The following is a 20302-nucleotide window of genomic DNA, read 5'->3' as shown; positions in this document are numbered from 1 at the left end:
TTAAAAAATCTCTAAACTCCCTTTGCCTTCTCTAATAATTACAGGCTCATCTTCAGACAAATCAATAACAGTAGATGCTTCATTGTCTCCATAACCACCATCAATTACCAAATCTACAAGATTATCCCATTTTTCAAGAATCAACTCTGGATCTGTAGTATATTCAATAATTTCATCTTCATCATAAATAGATGTCGAAACAATTGGATGACCAAGTTGTTTAACAATTTCTAAAGCAATAGAATTATCTGGTACACGAATACCAACAGTTTTTCTCTTTTTGAAGGGATGTGGCAAACTTTTAGAACCTGGAAGGATAAACGTATAGGCTCCAGGAAGTGCACGCTTTAATATTTTAAATTTGGCTGTATCTATTTGTTTAACATAATCACTTAAATTACTTAAATCATGACAAATAAATGAAAAATTAGATTTCTCTAATTTAACTCCTTTAATCCTTGCTATTTTCTCTAGAGCTTTGATATTAGTTATGTCACAACCCAAACCATAAACGGTATCTGTGGGATAAATAATTAATCCACCTCGTTTTAGCACTTCAACAACTTTTCTAATCTCTTTAGGATTAGGGTTTTCCTTGTAAATTCGAATTAATTCAGCCATAATAAGTATCTTGCTATTATGTTTACAAAGTAATTAATTATTTTATTATGCAGCCCATTAAATACACCTTTCTATTTCTTTTTATTTCATTTGGACTAGTATCTTGTTCAGATGATGATTCTTCAACACTTAATGATCCTCAAGACTCAACAGCTTTAGAATTTAGGCAAGATCTAAATGTATCTTATGGCAGTGATAGCAATCAGGTTTTTGATATCTATTTACCAGCTGGAAGAACCTTAAACACAAAGGTTATGATATTAGTTCATGGTGGTGGATGGACTTCAGGTGACAAAGCAGATATGAATCCTTACAAAGACGTCTTACTCCAAGAGCAACCAGATATCGCGATAGTGAACCTTAATTATAGACTTGCCGATCAAAACAATTTACCAATTCCAATGCAAACTGACGATATTAGTGCTGTCATAAATTTTTTAAAGGCTAATCAAAATGATTATACCATTTCTAATGATTTTGGTTTTACAGGTGTAAGTGCAGGAGGTCATTTAGCATTACTATGGAGTTATACACTAGATTCAGATAATGATGTAAAAATGGTATGCAGTATTGTTGGTCCAACTAATTTGGCGGATCCTGAATATACAGATAACCCAATTTATGCTCCACTCTTTGAGATTTTTGGTGATGATATCACTACTGATTATCTAGAAAACTCTAGTCCGTTACATCGAGTAACTGCATCTGCACCACCAACAATACTATTTTATGGTGGTCTAGATCCTTTGGTTCCAACCTCTCAAGGTGTCGATATGAATGCTCAATTAGAAACATTAGGCATCATTCATGAATTTACGCTTTACGAAAATGAAGGTCATGGTTGGGTTGGTTTAAACTTGCTTGACACTTGGTCTAAATTAAAACTCTTTACTGAAACACATTTAGAATAATCCACTGTAACATCTTCTTAAAATAAGCGTCTATATAATATGCGGATTACTTTCTACATATTATTATTTTGCACGTTGCCATTATTCAGTTTAAACGAAGAGACATACCAAGTACTTTCGTTTCCACAGGCTGAATTATTAAATAGTAATACGACCAGAATTCCATTTAAACTAGTTGATCATCTTATTGTTATAGAAGCACAACTTCTAGATCAAAAAGGGAACTTTATTATTGATACAGGTTCTGAATCTCTTATCTTAAACAAAAACCATTTTAAAGGTCAGAATTCAAAATTAAATCCACTCAAACAGACTACAGGTGTTATTGATGTTATTGATAACCCATTAGAAAAACAATTACGAGAGTTTATTATTGAAGATTTAGTTATTCACAACATGCATTCAGATGTAATTGATTTATCACATATTGAACTTAGTAAAAAAATGCATCTCTTAGGTATTATAGGTTACGACATATTGAAAGACTACGAGGTTTTTATAGATATGTATCTTAATCAAATTACGCTTACTAAAGTAAATGCCCAAGGCGAAAAACTTGACGACTCTGTATACCTTGAAAAAATAATAGATAGTATCGATTTCAAACTAAAAAAACACACCATTGTTATAGAAGCATCCATTAGTAATCAATCTTTAAAATTTGGATTAGATACAGCTGCTGAATATAATCAGCTCAATAAAAAAATTAACAAAGAGGCGTTGAAACAATTTTTTCCTAAACGACGCATACAATTAATTGGCGCGAGTGGAAAAAAAATTGAGGTTTTGGCAGGAAAATTGTATCGTGTAAAATTAACTGAGACCATTTACTTTGGACCTATGCAAACGATTTTGACAAATCTCAACCAAATGAACCAAGCTTTTGGAACCAATTTAGATGGTGTTTTAGGATATGAATTTTTTAGGCAACAACGAACAATTATAAATTATAAAAAAGAAAAGCTTTACTTTGTAAAGAATCCTTTATACAGACAATGACAACAAAGTCTTTATATATTATCTTTCTCTTATTCGTTAGCACGATGTGCTCTACTTTTGCTCAAAATCTAAAAGGATATACCATCGAAAATGACAATGTTGTATTTACATTTCATAGATCCGATTACGACATATTATCACATGATTCTCACGGAAACAGAATTAGTTTTGATGACTTAACTGTTGAAAACGTGGTGGTGTCTGGAGAATTCAATAATTGGTCAAAGTACGATTGGAAAATGACCAAAATCGATGAAAACACCTATCAATTGCAAAAACCACTAAGCAAATTTGAAGGTGAATTTACTTGGCAGTTTAAGTTTGTTGTTAATAATGAATACTGGGCAGAACCAACACATTCTGCATCTAATACTGTTGATGCAAAAGGTGTTAATGGTGAGGATCTTCATGTTTACAATCTTAAAATGTTTCCGAATGCTTATCCTGACAATAATGGCAATGTGCGATTCAGATTAAGAGGTTATGATGATGCTAAGAAAGTTATTGTTTCTGGTTCTTTTAATAAATGGAATGAACATCTGTTTAAAATGTATAAAATTGAAAATGGCTGGGAACTAAAGGTTAAAATGAGACCTGGAGACTATGAATATCGATTTATAGTCGATGGGAATTGGATGGAAGACCCTTCAAATCCTGATAAAGTTAGAAATGAATTTGATGAATACAACTCTCATATAAACGTTGGTAAATACGAAACATTTCTCCTAAAAGGCTTTCAAGATGCCAATGTTGTGATCCTTTCTGGCACTTTTAATAATTGGAATGAAAGTGAATTTCAAATGACTAAAACCGATAACGGTTATTGGAAATATAGATTACCATTACCTGCTGGGAAACATCATTATAAATTTATTATCGATGGAAATTGGATTCTTGATCCTGATAATTCTGTGAAAGAGTATGATGGCGTAGGCAATGTCAATTCGGTATGTATGATTCGATAATTATCCTAATACATCCAACTTAGCAAATCGAAGTAATAGCTTTTTTACGCCTCCAACTTCAAAATTAATTTCCGCTTTTACATCTGCGCCTTTACCTTCTATTTTTAATACTTCGCCTTTACCAAAACGAGCATGCTCTACAACATTCCCAACGGCCAATTTGCCGTCAAATAGATTCGTTTTATCGTTAGAACCAGAGGATTTAGCAACTGGCTTTAAGTTTTTAGGCGCTACAAACTTTGGAGGCTTAGCTTCCGTTTTTCGTTTTATAGGTTTTTTAAATCGAATGCGATTAGGTTCAATATCTCCAAAAATATCAGCAGAGAGCATCGGGTTTTGTCGTGGTTCATGAATTGGTGTTAACACATCTACAAATTGATCATCTATTTCCTCAATAAATCGACTTGGTTCTGCATCTATCAATTTTCCCCAACGATAACGAGATAATGTATAGGTTAAATAGGCTTGCTTTTCTGCTCTAGTAAGCGCCACGTAAAATAATCGTCGCTCCTCCTCTAACTCACTTCTTGTATTCATACTCATGGCACTAGGAAACAAGTCTTCTTCCATTCCTACAATATACACATACGGAAATTCTAGTCCTTTCGCTAGGTGAATGGTCATCAAAGCCACATGATTTGGATCTCCTTTATCGCCATCTAAATCTGTAGCCAAAGCAACATCTTCTAAAAATTCAGCTAACGTATCTCCAGCGTCAGCAATTTCAATTTGACCCTCAACAAAATCCTTAATACCATTTAATAATTCTTCAACATTTTCTAAACGGACTTGTCCTTCGGGTGTGCCATCTTTATTGACCTCTCTAATTAAACCACTAGATTTAGTCACATGTTCGGTCAAATCAAAAGCATTTGCAGTTTGATTCATCACTTGATAACTTTCAATAAGCGTAACAAAATCTTTGAGTTTGTTTTTTGTACCCTTATTGATATTAATGTCAATTTTATCAATATTTTGAAGGACTTCAAAAATAGTTCTGTTATATCCATTTGCCGCAACAACTAGTCGATCTATGGTTGTTTGACCAATACCTCTTGCAGGATAATTAATCACTCGTTTTAGAGCTTCTTCATCTGCAGGATTTAATATCAAGCGTAAATATGCAGTAACATCTTTAATTTCCTTTCGTTGATAAAATGACAATCCACCATAAATACGATAAGGAATATCTCGTTTCCGAAGCGCATCTTCAATTGCACGAGATTGTGCATTAGTTCTATATAAAACCGCAAAATCACTATTTGGAAGCTGATGCTGCATCTTGTTCTCAAAAATAGAACTCGCTACAAAACGACCCTCATCACCATCTGTCATCAAGCGGTTAACTTTTACTTTTTCACCTTCTACATTTGCGGTCCAAACGATTTTATCTAATTTCGTTTTGTTATGTTCAATCACTGAATTTGCAGCACCAACAATGTTTTTTGTTGATCGATAATTCTGTTCCAGTCGATACACTTTTACGTCATCGTAGTCCTTCTGAAAATTTAGAATATTATTGATATTAGCACCACGAAACGCATAAATACTTTGCGCATCATCACCAACAACACAAATATTTTGAAATCGATCAGACAAGGCTCGTACTATTAAATATTGCGAATGATTGGTATCCTGATACTCATCGACTAAAATATATCTAAACTTATTTTGGTATTGAGCCAATACATTTGGAAAACGCGTCAATAGCTCATTTGTTCTTAGTAATAAATCATCGAAATCCATTGCTCCAGCTTTAAAACAACGGTCGACATAATTATTATAAATTTCACCCATTCTTGGTCGTCTTGCTGCAGTATCAGCTTCAATAAGTTCAGGGTTTTTAAAATAAGCCTTAACCGTAATCAAACTATTTTTATAGGATGAAATACGACTATAAACCTGTTTGGTTTTATAAATGTCTTTATCTAAGCCCATTTCTTTAATGATTGAGCCTAATAATTTTTGAGAATCTTGTGTATCGTAAATGGTAAAATTACTTGGAAAGCCTAAATGATGACCTTCAAATCGTAAAATCTTAGCAAACACAGAATGGAATGTTCCCATCCAAAGATTTTTAGCTTCACTATCACCTACAATATCTGCAATTCTGCCTTTCATTTCTTTGGCAGCCTTATTAGTAAAGGTTAATGCTAATATATTGAACGCATCCACACCTTGACTCATTAAATATGCAATTCTATAAGTCAATACCCGCGTTTTACCTGAACCTGCACCAGCAATTATGATCATCGGACCATCTTTTTGTAACGTTGGTGCTAATTGCGCGTCATTTAACTGACTTAAATATTTTTCCAATTCATTATCGTTTTTAGAATGATAAAAATAACTATTTGCAATAGGTTTTAGGTAGTGCTTTTATCAATAATTATAAACAATCATTGCAACTCTTCTTTTTTGATATATATTTAGGTTTTTAAACAAAAAACACAATTATGAAAATCCTATATGCCTTTCTCTTATTAGGAATTACAAGCACATTTGCCCAAAATGATTTAGAAACTCAATTTATTGACATAGAATCTAAACTCATTGAATGGCGTCGCGATTTTCATGAACATCCAGAGTTATCAAATCAGGAATTTAAAACTGCTGAAAAAATTGCCACGCATCTCAAGTCATTAGGATTAGACGTTCAAACTGGTGTCGCAATCACAGGAGTTGTTGGAATATTAAAAGGGAATCAACCAGGAAAAGTTGTAGCTCTAAGAGCAGACATTGATGCACTTCCTGTTACTGAAGACAACGATTTACCCTTTAAATCTAACGTCACAACTCAATTCTTAGGGAATGAAACTGGTGTAGCGCATGCTTGTGGTCATGATGGTCATACTGCAATTTTAATGTCTGTTGCTGAAATTCTATCAAAAAATAAGGATAAAATAAAAGGAACAGTGAAATTTATTTTTCAACCTGCAGAAGAAGGTCCTCCTCCAGGAGAAGAAGGTGGAGCCAAATTAATGATTAAAGAAGGTGTTCTTGAAAACCCAAAAGTCGATGTTATTTTTGGTTTACATTTAAGATCAATGGTAGAGGTTGGACAAATTCATTACAAACCAGGAGGCGCAATGGCAGCTGTAGAACGCTTTGTGATTAATGTAAAAGGAAAACAAGCGCATGGAGCTGCACCTTGGCTTGGTGTTGACCCAATATTAATTTCTGCAAAAATTATTGATGGATTACAAACTATTATTAGTCGAGAATCTAAGCTAATTAATGAAGCGGCAGTAATTACCGTTGGAAAAATAACAAGTGGTGTTCGATTTAATATCATTCCAGAAACTGCAGAACTAGTAGGGACAGTAAGAACTTTAGATCCAGAAATGAAAGCTTTAATTATTAAGCGTATGACTGAAATGACAGAAACAATTGCCAAAGCTTATGGTGGTGAAGCTACAATCTCGTTCAGAAATCAAACTGCAATTACTTATAACGATCACGATTTAGTTCGTGACATGTTACCAAGTTTAAAAAAAGCTGCTGGTGCTGATAAAGTGATTCAGATTAAAGCAGAAACCATAGGTGAAGATTTTTCATATTTTCAAGAAGAAATTCCTGGTTTTTATTTTTATCTTGGCGTTATGACCAAAGGTAATACTGAATCACACCCACATCACACACCTAGTTTTTATGTCGATGAAAGCGGTTTATTACTAGGTGTCAAAGCATTAACTCAAATGACAATAGATTATTTAAACCAACAATAAATGGATTTAATTTTAGAAACACTTTCAAATATTCCTTGGTGGTTATGGATTATAATTGTGTTAGCAATAATTGCTATTCGTGATATCTTTTTTCAAAGGAGACATACCATAAGCCATAATTTTCCAATCGTAGGTCATATACGTTATCTTCTTGAAAGCATTGGTCCTGAAATGCGTCAATATTTTGTATCCAACAATAGAGAAGAATTACCTTTTAATAGAATTGAACGCGGTTGGATTTATGCTTCAGCAAAAAAAGAAAATAATTATGAAGGCTTTGGAACAGATCGTGACATTTATGCACATCAGCATATCTTTATAAACAATGCGATGATGCCTTATAAAATTGATGAAAATCATCCTAATACTATTGATAAAACATTTCTACCATGCGCAAAAGTTATGGGAGCATATAATAAAAGGCGTAAACCCTACCGTCCAGCTTCTGTTATTAATGTATCTGCAATGAGTTTCGGCTCATTATCTGCCAAAGCTGTAGAATCTTTGAATAAAGGCGTTAAAATTGCTCATGCATATCATAACACAGGTGAAGGTGGCTTATCTCCTTATCATAAAAATGGTGGTGATGTAGTATTTCACTTTGGAACAGGCTATTTTGGGGTTCGTGCGGATGATGGTGGTTTTTCCATGGAAAAAATGGTAAAATTAGTAGAAGACTATCCGTTTATTCGAGCCATAGAAATTAAACTCTCTCAAGGCGCTAAACCTGGTAAAGGCGGTGTTCTTCCTGGTGCAAAAATTACGGAAGAAATTGCTGAAATTAGAGGTGTTGAAGTCGGTAAAGACGTCTTATCGCCACCAAATCACAAGGCCTTCTCCAATGTTCCAGAACTTTTAGATTTTATAGAAGATATCGCTGAACAAACTGGTTTACCTGTGGGCATAAAAGCTGCTATAGGAAAATTAGATGAATGGAAAGCGCTTGCAGATATCATGGAGAAAACAGGTAAAGGTCCAGATTTTATTACCGTAGATGGCGGTGAAGGTGGTACTGGTGCTGCTCCTCCAAGCTTTGCTGACCATGTAAGCTTACCTTGGGTATATGGTTTTGGTGATTTATACAAAGTGTTTCAAAATAAAGGACTAACAGACCGAATAGTATTTATTGGAAGTGGAAAACTTGGATTTCCTGCCAAGGCTGCTATGGCATTTGCAATGGGAGCAGATTGCATTAACGTCGCTCGAGAAGCTATGATGAGTATTGGTTGTATCCAGGCCCAAATTTGTCATACCAATCGTTGTCCATCTGGTGTTGCAACCCAAAGTAAATGGCTACAAAATGGAATCAATGTGCCATTAAAGTCTGAACGCCTAGCACATTATTTTAAATTTTTTAAAAAGGAGTTAATTGAAATCACTCATGCAGCTGGACACGAGCATCCTTGCCAATTTAATATGGACGATGTCGAAGTTAATGTTGAAGATCATAACTTATCCCAAGAGTTAAGTGCAACTTTTATGTACAACAAAACAATTGTTCCTTTTACAACTATGCAAGATTTAAAAGATTGCATATTTTTGGGAGGTAATTTAAAATATTCAGAAACCGTAAATTAAAAACACATAACACCAATTATGGAATTAGACATCTTAGGCTTATTATTATATTGCGTACCTGCAATTATTACAGGAGGAATTGCTTTTTTATTTTTTAGAGAACATGTTGAAAATGAAAATAATCGTCGAAATTTTCTTATACAAAAAGACCTGCAAAAAGATGCCTTACCAATGCGACTTCAAGCCTATGAACGCATCTCTCTTTTTTTAGAAAGGATAAAGCCTTCAAAACTACTTTTAAGAGTAAAGCCAACTTCTTCAAATAAAGCAGATTACGAATCATTACTTATAGCAAATATCGAACAAGAATTTGACCATAATTTAGCACAACAAATCTATGTTACAGACAAGTGCTGGAGCATCACTTCTACTGCAAAAAATGCAACCATTCAAATGATTAGAAAATCTACATTATCTGACAAAGTAGATTCAGCAGACAAACTCAGAGAAGTTATTTTGAGCGACATGATGGATAAGCGATCTCCAAGTGACGCTGCACTATCTTTTATAAAAGAAGAAGTTTCAGAAATCTGGTAACACCAACTTACTCGGGAACATGATTTTCATGCTTGCTTTTAGCATACTCATAGCCTTGTGCCCACCATTTAACCATTAAACGCTTACTAAAAATTAAAGAGTTTTCCGTAAGACTAGTAGGCGTATAATATAAATTGAGCTTTACACCCTTATTTTTGGCAGCAAGCTTACCTATTGCTATGTCATTTTTTTCAACTTGATCTAAAAGATGACCAAACAAACTCAGCATTAAAGAAAACGGATTTTTACCTAAGACTTTTTGTTTTTTCAAATTCTCAGACTCCAACACAATAGCGTCAACCTCTGTTGCGCCACGTTCAATAGCTTCGCGAATTGGAATTACACAACCCAACCCACCATCAGCATATTCATAGCCATTTACTTTAGCTAAAGACATAAACGGAATATAATTACATGAAATCCAAATCCAGTTACAAAACTCTTCGTAATCAAATTCTTTAATAGATTTATATTCGACACGATTCATAGATAAATTTGAAACCGTAACCACGACATCTTCCTTTGTTTCTCTAATTTTATCAAACTCCTCTTTCGTGAAGTTTCGTTTAATGTATCGCTTTAATGACTTACTCTCTCCAAATGTTCGCTTCATCCTGATAAATTGCCATAATGAATTCACAAAATCAATAGACACATATTCGCGATTACCTTTCTGGCGCTGAACAAAAGGACTAACACTAAAAATATCTCCTTGCTCTACATTGGTAAAAACATTATACAACTTACCTACATCATTAACTGCCAAATGCGGAACAAGTAAGCTTCCAGTTGAAGTCCCTAAAAACAAATCATAATTATGCCCTAAATCCTTGGTTAAGTATTGTGCAACACCTCCAGCAAAAGCTCCTTTACTTCCTCCTCCTGATATGACTAACGCTTTCATTTATACCTGAATTTTAATTTCAAAATAATCGAATCATTAAATATCTAAGCAAAATACAATATTTAAGCTCTTTACCATAAAAATATTAATCTTAACAAATCAAAAGAGCACTTTTAAAACGTGCTCTTTTGATTCTTATTAAATGCTATTTAATCTGAAACCACTGGCTTACTTATTGGCGTATTACTTTTTACTACCACAAAAGTTGATGTTGCATAAAAAGCATTACCACCAGCTATATCACTAATCCAGTCTTCATAATCATATTCAAAAGAAAATGAACTTCCAGCCATAGAAGAGTTAAACTGATTTAAACGTGCAGGTACAACCATTCCTGGGCACCAACCTGCTCTATCTGGTTGCCAATTTCCAGGATTCTGATTACTAACAGGATTAGAAGCACATCCTAAAGGCGATAAATTATGTTGGAACATTGGAGCTCCATCAATTTTCACGTCATGCGTTCTATAACACCATTCAGCACATGGTCTTCCATCAGAATCATTTGGTGTTGCATGACCCCAACCTGAGATTATTGTTCTCAAATGTGTACTTTCAGTATTCGCAGGAATTGACACAGATCTTGTTAGGTCAAAACTGTGAGCTACTCCATAAGGCACACCAGAAGATGACCAATCATCATAAGCCAATACTCTCGACACTGCATAATATGGATAATCTGGCGTTCCTTCAATATAATCGAATTCTACAGAAACCTCATAACCATTAGCATTCCAACATTCTGTCCTAATTCTCAATTCCGTCGAACCCGTTAGTAACGATTTGAAATCGGTTACATCGAACTCAAACCCTCTATTTAACTGACTATTATCATTCCAATAAGGCGTTATATATCGACCAATTTCATACAATTCACCTGAAGCATCATCTTTCACTTTCACATTGGCATACACATCCCATTCATCACAACCACCTGCAGGACACCTAAGCTTAACAAACATTTTTATAGTTTCAATACTTGTTAAATCATCATGTAAATTAAAGACTTGTGTTGAAGATTGACTAAAACCTCCTCCAAAAGCAAGTCGTTCTGACACAAACGTGGAATAATTATGAACGATTGGCAAGCCCACACCAGCCAACGATACAACAATATTATCTGTTTCAGAATTAGCTACAGTTAATGTTCCTGTAACACTTCCAATTGCCATTGGCGAAAATCTGACAAATACAGAAGTTTGACCATTTACAGATTCAGATGCAATTTGCAACGAATTAGAAAAAGTCGTTCCATCTAAAGACACTTGAAAACCTTCAGTTGATGTTATATTAATTAACGACTCTAAATTGTCGCCATTAACAAAAAGTATAAATGAATCTGAATTACTGGAAACTTGAGTGCCAACAAAATTAAAACTCATATTATTCACTGACATACTTGGTGTAATAATTTGTTGCTGAACCTCATTACTCGAAGTGTCGTCACCACTGCAATTAACAATAAACAATAAGCCTAGCACGAATACAAGTATTCCAAGACTCTTTTTTAAATTTCTAGTTGTCATAAATTGATTAGATTTTAATTACAAGGTAAAGATTAAATACTTTAATATTTCTGAAAACATAAAATTAGCATTAATACATTAGAAAAAAGTGATAATTTTGAAAGAATGAGTACCAATCTTCAAACTCCAATAGATTACCTTAAAGGTGTTGGTCCTAATCGTGCTGAATTACTTCGAAGCGAATTAGGAATTCATACGTATCAGGATTTGATAAATCTATTTCCAAATCGCTATTTAGACCGAACCAAGTACTACAAAATAAAAGATTTACAAAGAAATAGCGCTGAAATTCAAATCGTTGGAAAAATTACTGGATTCAAAGAGGTAGCACAAAAGCGTGGCAAAAGACTTGTTGGAACTTTTGAAGACGATACTGGACGCATGGAACTTGTATGGTTTCGTGGCCAAAAATGGATTAGAGATAGCATAAAAATCAACACACCTTATGTAATATTTGGTAAGATCAATTGGTTTAATGGCGTTTTTAGCTTACCTCATCCCGATTTAGAATTATTGAACGAACATGAGCAAAATCTTCGCTCGTCGATGCAAGCTATTTATCCTTCAACCGAAAAACTATCAAATAAAGGCATCACAAATCGCGTAATGACCAAAATTATGCAAAGCCTGTTTATAGAAACCAAAGGACGATTTGAAGAAACACTTTCCGAAAACCTAATTTCAGAGCTCAAATTACTATCGAAAAGTGAAGCGCTTTTTAACATACATTTTCCAAAAAATCAAGAGCTTTTAGCACGCTCAGAATTTCGTCTAAAATTTGAAGAATTATTCTACATTCAACTGCAATTAATTCTCAAGAATTTAATTCATAAATCTAAAATAAAAGGGTTTCCTTTTGAATCTGTTGGAAAATATTTCAACACCTTTTACAACGACCATTTGCCATTCGATTTAACCAATGCCCAAAAACGTGTTTTAAAAGAAATAAGAAAAGATTTAGGAAGTAATGCCCAAATGAATCGCTTACTACAAGGTGATGTTGGTTCTGGAAAAACAATAGTTGCCTTCATGTCAATGATAATGGCGCTTGATAATGGTTTTCAAGCCTGTTTAATGGCTCCGACTGAAATTTTGTCAGTCCAACACTACCAAGGATTACATGAATTATGTAACAAATTGAATATCAGTATTTCACTGCTAACAGGTTCAAGCACTACTTTAGAAAGGCGAAAAATTCACGAATCACTCGAAAATGGCAATTTACAGATCCTAATCGGCACTCATGCACTGCTCGAAGATAAGGTGAAATTTAAGAATTTAGGACTTGCAATTATTGATGAACAACATAGATTTGGAGTCGCACAACGTTCAAAATTATGGAAAAAAAACACTTCTCCTCCACACATTTTAGTGATGACTGCAACACCAATTCCGAGAACTTTAGCGATGTCTGTTTATGGCGATTTAGACATCTCAATTATTGACGAATTACCACCTGGAAGACAAGCCATAAAAACGGTACATCGATATGATAAAAATCGACTCAAAGTCTTACGTTTTATTCGTGATGAAATTGACAAAGGCAGACAGGTTTATATTGTTTACCCTTTAATTCAAGAAAGCGAAAAATTAGATTACAAAGATTTAATGGATGGTTATGAGAGTATTGTTAGAGAGTTTCCAATGCCAACCTATCAAATTTCAATAGTTCACGGAAAAATGAAGCCTGCAGATAAGGATTATGAGATGCAACGCTTCGTTAAAGGGGAAACCCAAATCATGGTTGCCACAACGGTTATTGAAGTTGGCGTTAATGTTCCTAACGCTTCTGTTATGATTATCGAAAGTGCCGAACGCTTTGGTTTATCACAGTTACATCAACTTAGAGGTCGTGTCGGTCGTGGAGCTGAACAGAGTTATTGCATTTTAATGACTGGACACAAATTAAGTCAGGATAGCAAAGTACGTTTAGAAACTATGACTAGAACTAGCGATGGTTTTGAAATTGCTGAAGTGGACTTAAGACTTCGTGGTCCAGGTGACATTATGGGAACCCAACAAAGTGGGATTTTAAACCTAAAAATCGCAAACATTATTAAAGACAAAGACATATTGCAAAGTGCTCGCTTTTATGCGAAGCGAATATTGAATGCTGACCCTTCCCTTGCCTTAAACGAAAATAAAATTATTCTATACACGTATAGACAACTCAGCAAGTACAAGAATATCTGGAATTATATTAGTTAGTTGTTTAAATAAAACTAACAAAGCACAATCAAATTCTCGATTAATATACAATCAACTATATAGAGATTTTCTATCTTTACACAACTTAAATAGCAAAGAATGAGCATGCTACACCTAAAACTAGAAACCGATCCTCGTTGGGCTACTATTGCCGAAGATAATATTGAAGAAATCCTTACAGATCACGCTTGGTGCGAACAAAAAGCTGCAACTAATGCCATTACTATTATCACTCATAATCCGCAGTACGAAGATTTAGTAACCGATTTACTAGAATTAGCCAAAGAAGAGCTTGAACATTTTCAAATGGTTCATGATATCATCAAAGCGCGTGGCTACAAATTAGGAAGAGAGCGTAAAGACAGCTATGTTAATGAGCTCTACAAATTTATGAATAAAGGTGGAAACCATTTACAGAGCATGGTAGATCGCTTATTGTTTTCAGCAATGATTGAAGCTAGAAGTTGTGAGCGTTTCAAAATACTATCTCAACGGATTAAAGATCCTGAATTATCAAAATTTTATTTTGATTTAATGGTTAGCGAAGCTGGACACTATACGACTTTCATTACATTTGCTAGAAAATACGGTAAAAATATCGACGTTGATCAACGCTGGAAAGATTTAGTTGAATTTGAAGGCGAACTCATTAAAAGCTATGGAAAATCAGAAAGTATTCACGGATAAATTAATTCAATTAACTATGAAAGTATTTATTTTATGCCTTGTTTGTGGTGCCTTAATTTTTAGTTGCGATGAATCAAATCAAGAAATCAGCTCAATAAATCCTGAAAACTGGGCAAAACGAGCTATTAAGATTAATACAACTGACAGCCTTCTTTACGGAAAAACCTATCTTTCAATTTACTCTCAAATTTATAGTCAATCGGAACACAAAACACACAACCTCACTGCAATGGTGAGCTTACGAAATACCAGTGATAAAGACACCATTTATCTGTTAAAGGCTGAATATTTTGATACGCATGGTAAGTCTGTAAGGACATATTTCAACACTACTATCTATCTGGCTCCTTTAGAAACTACTGAAATTATTATCAATGAAAAAGACATTTCTGGAGGTACTGGCTCTAATTTTATTTTTGAGTGGAACATTCCAAAAAATTGTCCAGAGCCGCTATTTGAAGGTATTATGAATTCTACAATGGGACAACAAGGTTTATCATTTGTGACTCAAGGTCATCGCATCAAATAAAAAAAAGCTCAACATTCTTAAAAAGTTGAGCTTTAAAAACGAATACTGATCGTTTTCTAATTGATGTCTTCATTTTTTTCAAGCTTGTCAATATTAGCTTGAACTCTTCCTTTACTAGCCTCATTTGGTGCATTTACTAATGCTTTTCTTAAATGCTTTAAAGCTACTTTATATTCGCCTTTTGCAGAATAAGCTCTAGCTAAACCATAATGCACTGGCCACGTATCTTTATTTTTTTCTGCATTCATAGAAAACACTTCAAGCGCCTTGTCTAATTGACCTTTAGTAATTAATGTTCTTCCATATTGATGCACCTGAAAAATGGTAGCAAGTGGCAAAGCCTCATCCATAACTGCCGTAGCTTCATTTGTTTTTCCAAGTTTATCTAAAATCTGTGCTTTGATTTGTAAATTATTAAATGTCTTCTGGCTAAAAAATTGCCCAGCAATTGCACTATCAATCCATCCTAAAGCTTCAGTTAAATTACCTCCATTGTTAAGAGCAAAATTTGCTGCTTGTTCCCAGTTTTGTCGTTGAAATCCTGCTTGCCCTTTAGCCTTTGCTCTCCAATCATTTAATACAATAGGTGTCACATCGAAAGACACATTAAGTGGAAATCCTTTTTTCTCCCAAGCCAATGTTGCTATTGCAGAATTTGATGTAACTTCATTAAATTCAAAAGTCAATAATTCATGATGAGGCACCGTTGTCGTTGTTATTTCTGCACGCAATGCATCTTTGCTTTGATCATAAAAAAAACTTCCCCAAGCATTTGCATCATGAGATAAAATTAAAGTTGCCTTATCATTTGGCTTCACTTCTATATGTAAGCCGTAAGTTCCTGCCTTAATCTCCTTTCCTTCTACTTTTGCGTCATGTGAAAATGTAATCGTTGTGTTTTCATCTGCTCCAGCTCGCCAAGGCGCAGCCGTTGAAGTCCCAAATCCGAGATTATTCATTCCATATGGTACAAGGTTTCCCCAAACAGGTCTGTCATTTACACTTGGTCTTGAATACTTAATTGTAACGTCTGATATGCCTATCCGTTGAGAGACTTTAGCTTTTGGACTTGCGTTTGGCGTGTTGATTTGTGCATTTGTATGGACACCTACGAATAGGCAAATACACACCAATAATTTAATTGAGTTGAATTGTTTCATTTTGATTGATTGTTTAGTTTGTTGTTTACAAGTTAGACAGGTTTGTAAACGGAAGTTGTTAGCGTTTCGTTAAAAAGCCTTGACAGACTGTTAATTAACATTATTTAAGAAGCCAGTAAAGTTATATAAGGAAATGACTATTCTTTAACCAAAGCATCAACAAATTCAGCAAACTCAGCTTTGAACTCATCATATTTTTCACCAGTTGCTGGTCCGTTAAATCCTGTATGAATCTTACGAACTTCACCTTGCTTGTCTATATAAATTGAAGTTGGATAGGATAGCACATGATTAAGCATAGGTAACTTTTCTTGTGCTTTAAATTTATCTGAAGTCCCAAATTGGGCTAATAATATGGGGTAATTAATAACTAAATCTGCTTTTAAGCGATTAATACTTTGGAATGCTTTCTCTTTCGTTTTTGCATATTCAAAAGCAAGCGCAATAAATTCAATATTGGTATTGCTTCTTGTATTGTAATATTCTGAATAGTATTTACTTTCATCTAAACAATTTGGACACCATGTTCCCATGATTTGAACAATAACGACTTTATTTTTAAATCTATCATCTGCTAATGAAACCATGTGATCATTAGTTTCAGGAAAGGTGAAATCTATAGTATCATATCCTTGTTTCAAAAAGGTGAGATCGTTTGCATTTGGCAATTCATAGGTCTCATTTCGCTTTCCAACAAAAGGTTCTACCCAATGATTTCCGGAATAAAACATACCGTTCATTGTATCATCATTAATTTCCGCAGTAAACAAAAACGCATGAGCACCATCAAAGGTAGATAGCCTCATCACGTTACCGTCCATAACACCTTCTAAATACCTATAATCTCCTGTTGTGGTTCTAAATGTACCAGTAATCTTATTGCCTTTTTGTTCAAAAATGCCTTTAGCGATATACCTATCAGCTTCATTATCTGGACTAAAAACAACTTCCCAATTCCCTGAAACATCTTGATTAACTATATTAGTTTCAGCTACAAAACGCTCATTACTTCCAAATTCAGCAGAAAACGGAACCACACGATTTAAACTTTCTTTTATAAAATTTCCTTTTAAATTCCCATTACTAACAACGGCCTCGACATAACCTTCAAAAACAGGTGTTTTAAACACAATTGTATCGTTTGAATATGAAATATCATTCACTAAAATCACTTCTTCAGCATTAAAAATTTTAAGAGATTGAGCAGAGGTTACTTCAAATATAAAAGGCAATACTTCATCTTGAGTGACTTGCAATTCTGCACGCCAAATCCCGAGCTTCAAATCATTACTCTCTTCCTTTTTACAAGAGAAAAGGATAAGAAAAATACAGAAAAATATAGCGGAATATTTCATATTGTGGAGATTAATGACCTAATAGTCATAACAAATTTAAAATTCTTACAAAGAAAACACAATTATCGATTATTATAACTACATAGTATTATTATCTTTGTGGCTTGATTAAAGTACACAAATGAAGATTTCATATAATTGGTTACAACAGTTTTTGAAGATTAACTGGCCTGCAGAACAAACTGGCGAGCTTCTTACTGATTTAGGTTTAGAGATAGAAGGCATAGAGTCGTTTCAATCGGTTAAAGGTGGATTGCAAGGGATTGTAGTTGGTGAAGTTCTTACCTGTAAGCAACACCCAAATGCAGATCGTTTAAAGATTACTACAGTTAATATTGGTCAAGATGACCCCTTACAAATTGTATGCGGTGCACCAAATGTTGCAAAAGGACAAAAAGTTCCAGTCGCTACAATTGGCACAACGTTGTATACTGCTGAAGGTGAAGCTTGGACCATTAAAAAAGGTAAAATTAGAGGCGAAGAAAGTCACGGAATGATTTGCGCTGAAGATGAATTAGGATTAGGCTCCTCTCATGAAGGTATTATGGTTTTAGAACCTGATACAAAAATTGGTGCAAAAGCTGCTGATTTATTTGATGTTGAAAAGGATCAGGTATTTGAAATAGGCTTAACTCCTAATCGCGCAGATGCCATGAGTCATTTTGGTGTGGCTCGTGATTTGAAAGCAGGTTTATTACAAAAAGAAATTAGCACTGAATTAATTACACCTTCTGTGAGTTCTTTTCATGTTGAAAACAGAACACTCAAAATAGATATTGACGTTAAAGATAAAACCTTAGCACCTCGCTATTGTGGTGTAACGATTTCTGGACTTAAGGTGGAGGAATCTCCAATGTGGCTTCAAAACCGATTGAAAGCGATTGGCTTAACTCCTAAAAACAATATCGTTGATGTCACTAATTATGTATTACACGAATTAGGACAACCATTACATGCTTTTGATGCAGCAAAAATTGCTGGAAACAAAGTCGTTGTAAAAACATTGCCAAAAGGCACAAAGTTTACAACACTTGATGATGTAGAGCGCGAATTACATAAAGAAGACCTTATGATTTGTGATGCCGAAAAACCTATGTGTATTGCAGGAGTTTTTGGTGGTGCAAATTCTGGGGTTTCAGAAAGCACAACGAGTATTTTCTTAGAAAGTGCTTATTTTAATCCTGTAAGCATCCGTAAAACGGCAAAACGTCATGCCATGAATACAGATGCGTCTTTTAGATTTGAAAGAGGCATCGATCCAAACATTACTGAATACGCATTGAAACGTGCAGCACTATTAATTCAGGACATAGCAGGAGGTGATATCACTAGTGATTTGATGGATTTTTATCCAAAGAAGATTGAAGATTTTCAAGTACGAATGAGCTTTGATAGTGCAAAGAAATTAATTGGTGAAGAAATTCCGAAGGAAACCATAAAAAGTATCTTAACATCTTTAGATATAAAGGTAAATAATGTTACAGAAACAGGATTGGGATTAACTGTTCCTGCATATAGAAATGATGTGCAACGTGAGGCTGATATCATTGAAGAAATTTTAAGAGTATATGGTTATAATAACATTCGCACTACTGAAAAGCTAAATGCCTCAATTTCTAACACCTCAAAATTTGAAGATTATAAACTTCAAAATATTGTAGGCAATCAATTAAGTTCTCAAGGGTTTTTCGAAATGCTTTCTAATTCATTAACGACTCCAAAGTATATTGATTTAAGTGAGCAATTAAAAGAAGAACACAATGTAGAAATGCTAAATCCGCTAAGTAACGATTTAAGTGTAATGCGTCAAAGTTTATTGTTTTCAGGTCTGGAAGCCGTAAACTATAATATTAATAGAAAACGTGATGACTTGAAGTTGTATGAGTTTGGAAAAACGTATCATAACTACAGTGGAAACCGAGAAGAATATAAACGACTCTCTATTTTCTTAACAGGTAATAAAACTAGTTTACGATGGAATTCTCCAGTTTATAAAAGTGATTTCTTCTACCTAAAAGGCATTGTGAATAGTACGCTGGAACGCCTAGGACTTAACAACCATAAAGTGTCACCTATTAAAAATGATGTATTTAGTGAAGGCATAAGTTTATCAATAGGAAAAACTAAACTGGTTGATTTTGGCATCATTAACAAGAAAGTTTTAAAGCATTTTGGAATTTCGCAAGAGGTCTTATTTGCTGAATTCGATTGGGATAATATCGTTGATTTAGCAAAACACCAAGACATCAAATTTAAAGATATTCCTAAATATCCTGAAGTTCGTCGCGATTTCGCCTTATTATTAGACGAACAAATAACTTTTGCAGACATTGACAAAATTGCAATGCAGACGGAAAAGCAATTACTTAAAGATGTAGACCTATTTGATGTTTATCAAGGCAAAAACCTTCCTAAAGGAAAGAAGAGTTATGCTGTGAGTTTTACAATTCAAGATGAAAAGAAAACCTTAACAGACAAACAGATTGATAAAATCATGTCTAAGCTTCAGACTAATTTTGAAAAACAATTAGGAGCTGAGTTGAGATAAAACATAAAAGCCTTTTCGAAATGAAAAGGCTTTTAATATTCTTTAA

General features: G+C 34.1%; 16 protein-coding genes. 10 read left to right on the top strand and 6 right to left on the bottom strand.

Annotation, left to right across the window (positions count from 1 at the left end; all coding sequences use genetic code 11):
• Entirely contained in the window at positions 1–621 is a 621-nt protein-coding gene (locus tag VOI25_RS13615) for an L-threonylcarbamoyladenylate synthase (protein ID WP_323789628.1), read from the bottom strand.
• 47 nt (positions 622–668) lie between these two features.
• Between VOI25_RS13615 and VOI25_RS13610 the strand changes: the two genes are divergently transcribed.
• The 3 genes from VOI25_RS13610 (at position 669) to VOI25_RS13600 (ending at position 3496) form a co-directional block, all read left to right on the top strand.
• Positions 669–1532: an alpha/beta hydrolase gene (locus tag VOI25_RS13610; protein ID WP_323789627.1), complete on the top strand. Its 864-nt coding sequence runs from the start codon at positions 669–671 to the stop codon at positions 1530–1532.
• A 75-nt stretch (positions 1533–1607) separates the two neighbouring features.
• Entirely contained in the window at positions 1608–2531 is a 924-nt protein-coding gene (locus tag VOI25_RS13605; RefSeq protein ID WP_323789626.1) for a hypothetical protein, read from the top strand.
• A gap of 44 nt (positions 2532–2575) precedes the next feature.
• Entirely contained in the window at positions 2576–3496 is a 921-nt protein-coding gene (locus tag VOI25_RS13600) for a glycogen-binding domain-containing protein (protein WP_323789625.1), read from the top strand.
• On the opposite strand, the gene VOI25_RS13595 is transcribed toward VOI25_RS13600, so the two are convergent.
• Positions 3497–5815, bottom strand: coding sequence for an ATP-dependent helicase (locus VOI25_RS13595; RefSeq protein WP_323789624.1), 2319 nt, complete (start codon positions 5813–5815; stop codon positions 3497–3499). It abuts the gene before it with no gap.
• Positions 5816–5952: 137 nt separating this feature from the next.
• On the opposite strand from VOI25_RS13595, the gene VOI25_RS13590 reads away from it, so the two are divergent.
• From VOI25_RS13590 to VOI25_RS13580, 3 genes are read left to right on the top strand one after another with little or no spacing between them, the layout of a single operon-like run.
• A complete protein-coding gene (locus VOI25_RS13590; RefSeq protein WP_323789623.1) occupies positions 5953–7224 on the top strand; it encodes an amidohydrolase in 1272 nt (423 codons plus the stop codon).
• Complete coding sequence (locus tag VOI25_RS13585) at positions 7225–8802, top strand: FMN-binding glutamate synthase family protein (RefSeq protein WP_323789622.1); 1578 nt, start codon at positions 7225–7227, stop codon at positions 8800–8802.
• Between the two features lie 18 nt (positions 8803–8820).
• Entirely contained in the window at positions 8821–9339 is a 519-nt protein-coding gene (locus tag VOI25_RS13580; protein ID WP_323789621.1) for a hypothetical protein, read from the top strand.
• A 7-nt stretch (positions 9340–9346) separates the two neighbouring features.
• Here the strand turns inward: VOI25_RS13580 and VOI25_RS13575 are convergent, their stop codons facing one another.
• Together VOI25_RS13575 and VOI25_RS13570 are read right to left on the bottom strand one after the other, a co-directional pair.
• On the bottom strand, positions 9347–10243 hold the full coding sequence (locus tag VOI25_RS13575; RefSeq protein WP_323789620.1) for a patatin-like phospholipase family protein: 897 nt from the start codon (positions 10241–10243) through the stop codon (positions 9347–9349).
• Positions 10244–10392: 149 nt separating this feature from the next.
• Entirely contained in the window at positions 10393–11769 is a 1377-nt protein-coding gene (locus VOI25_RS13570) for a peptide-N-glycosidase F-related protein (protein ID WP_323789619.1), read from the bottom strand.
• Positions 11770–11838: 69 nt separating this feature from the next.
• Between VOI25_RS13570 and recG the strand changes: the two genes are divergently transcribed.
• The 3 genes from recG to VOI25_RS13555 all read left to right on the top strand — a co-directional run bounded on the left by recG (position 11839) and on the right by VOI25_RS13555 (position 15193).
• The gene (recG, locus tag VOI25_RS13565) at positions 11839–13977 is read left to right on the top strand and encodes an ATP-dependent DNA helicase RecG (RefSeq protein ID WP_323789756.1); all 2139 of its coding nucleotides are present in this window, start codon (positions 11839–11841) and stop codon (positions 13975–13977) included.
• 105 nt (positions 13978–14082) lie between these two features.
• Positions 14083–14664, top strand: coding sequence for a tRNA-(ms[2]io[6]A)-hydroxylase (locus tag VOI25_RS13560; RefSeq protein WP_323789755.1), 582 nt, complete (start codon positions 14083–14085; stop codon positions 14662–14664).
• A gap of 16 nt (positions 14665–14680) precedes the next feature.
• On the top strand, positions 14681–15193 hold the full coding sequence (locus tag VOI25_RS13555; RefSeq protein ID WP_323789618.1) for a DUF3124 domain-containing protein: 513 nt from the start codon (positions 14681–14683) through the stop codon (positions 15191–15193).
• 56 nt (positions 15194–15249) lie between these two features.
• On the opposite strand, the gene VOI25_RS13550 is transcribed toward VOI25_RS13555, so the two are convergent.
• The gene (locus VOI25_RS13550; RefSeq protein ID WP_323789617.1) at positions 15250–16353 is read right to left on the bottom strand and encodes a DUF2911 domain-containing protein; all 1104 of its coding nucleotides are present in this window, start codon (positions 16351–16353) and stop codon (positions 15250–15252) included.
• A gap of 137 nt (positions 16354–16490) precedes the next feature.
• Positions 16491–17708, bottom strand: coding sequence for a TlpA disulfide reductase family protein (locus VOI25_RS13545; RefSeq protein ID WP_323789616.1), 1218 nt, complete (start codon positions 17706–17708; stop codon positions 16491–16493).
• Positions 17709–17829: 121 nt separating this feature from the next.
• Between VOI25_RS13545 and pheT the strand changes: the two genes are divergently transcribed.
• The gene (gene pheT / locus VOI25_RS13540; RefSeq protein ID WP_323789615.1) at positions 17830–20256 is read left to right on the top strand and encodes a phenylalanine--tRNA ligase subunit beta; all 2427 of its coding nucleotides are present in this window, start codon (positions 17830–17832) and stop codon (positions 20254–20256) included.
• The last annotated feature ends 46 nt before the right edge of the window (positions 20257–20302 follow it).

Origin of the sequence: Psychroserpens sp. (assembly GCF_034670085.1) — a bacterium.
Taxonomy (GTDB): Bacteria; Bacteroidota; Bacteroidia; order Flavobacteriales; family Flavobacteriaceae; genus Psychroserpens.
This window is presented reverse-complemented; position numbering and strand designations above follow the sequence as displayed.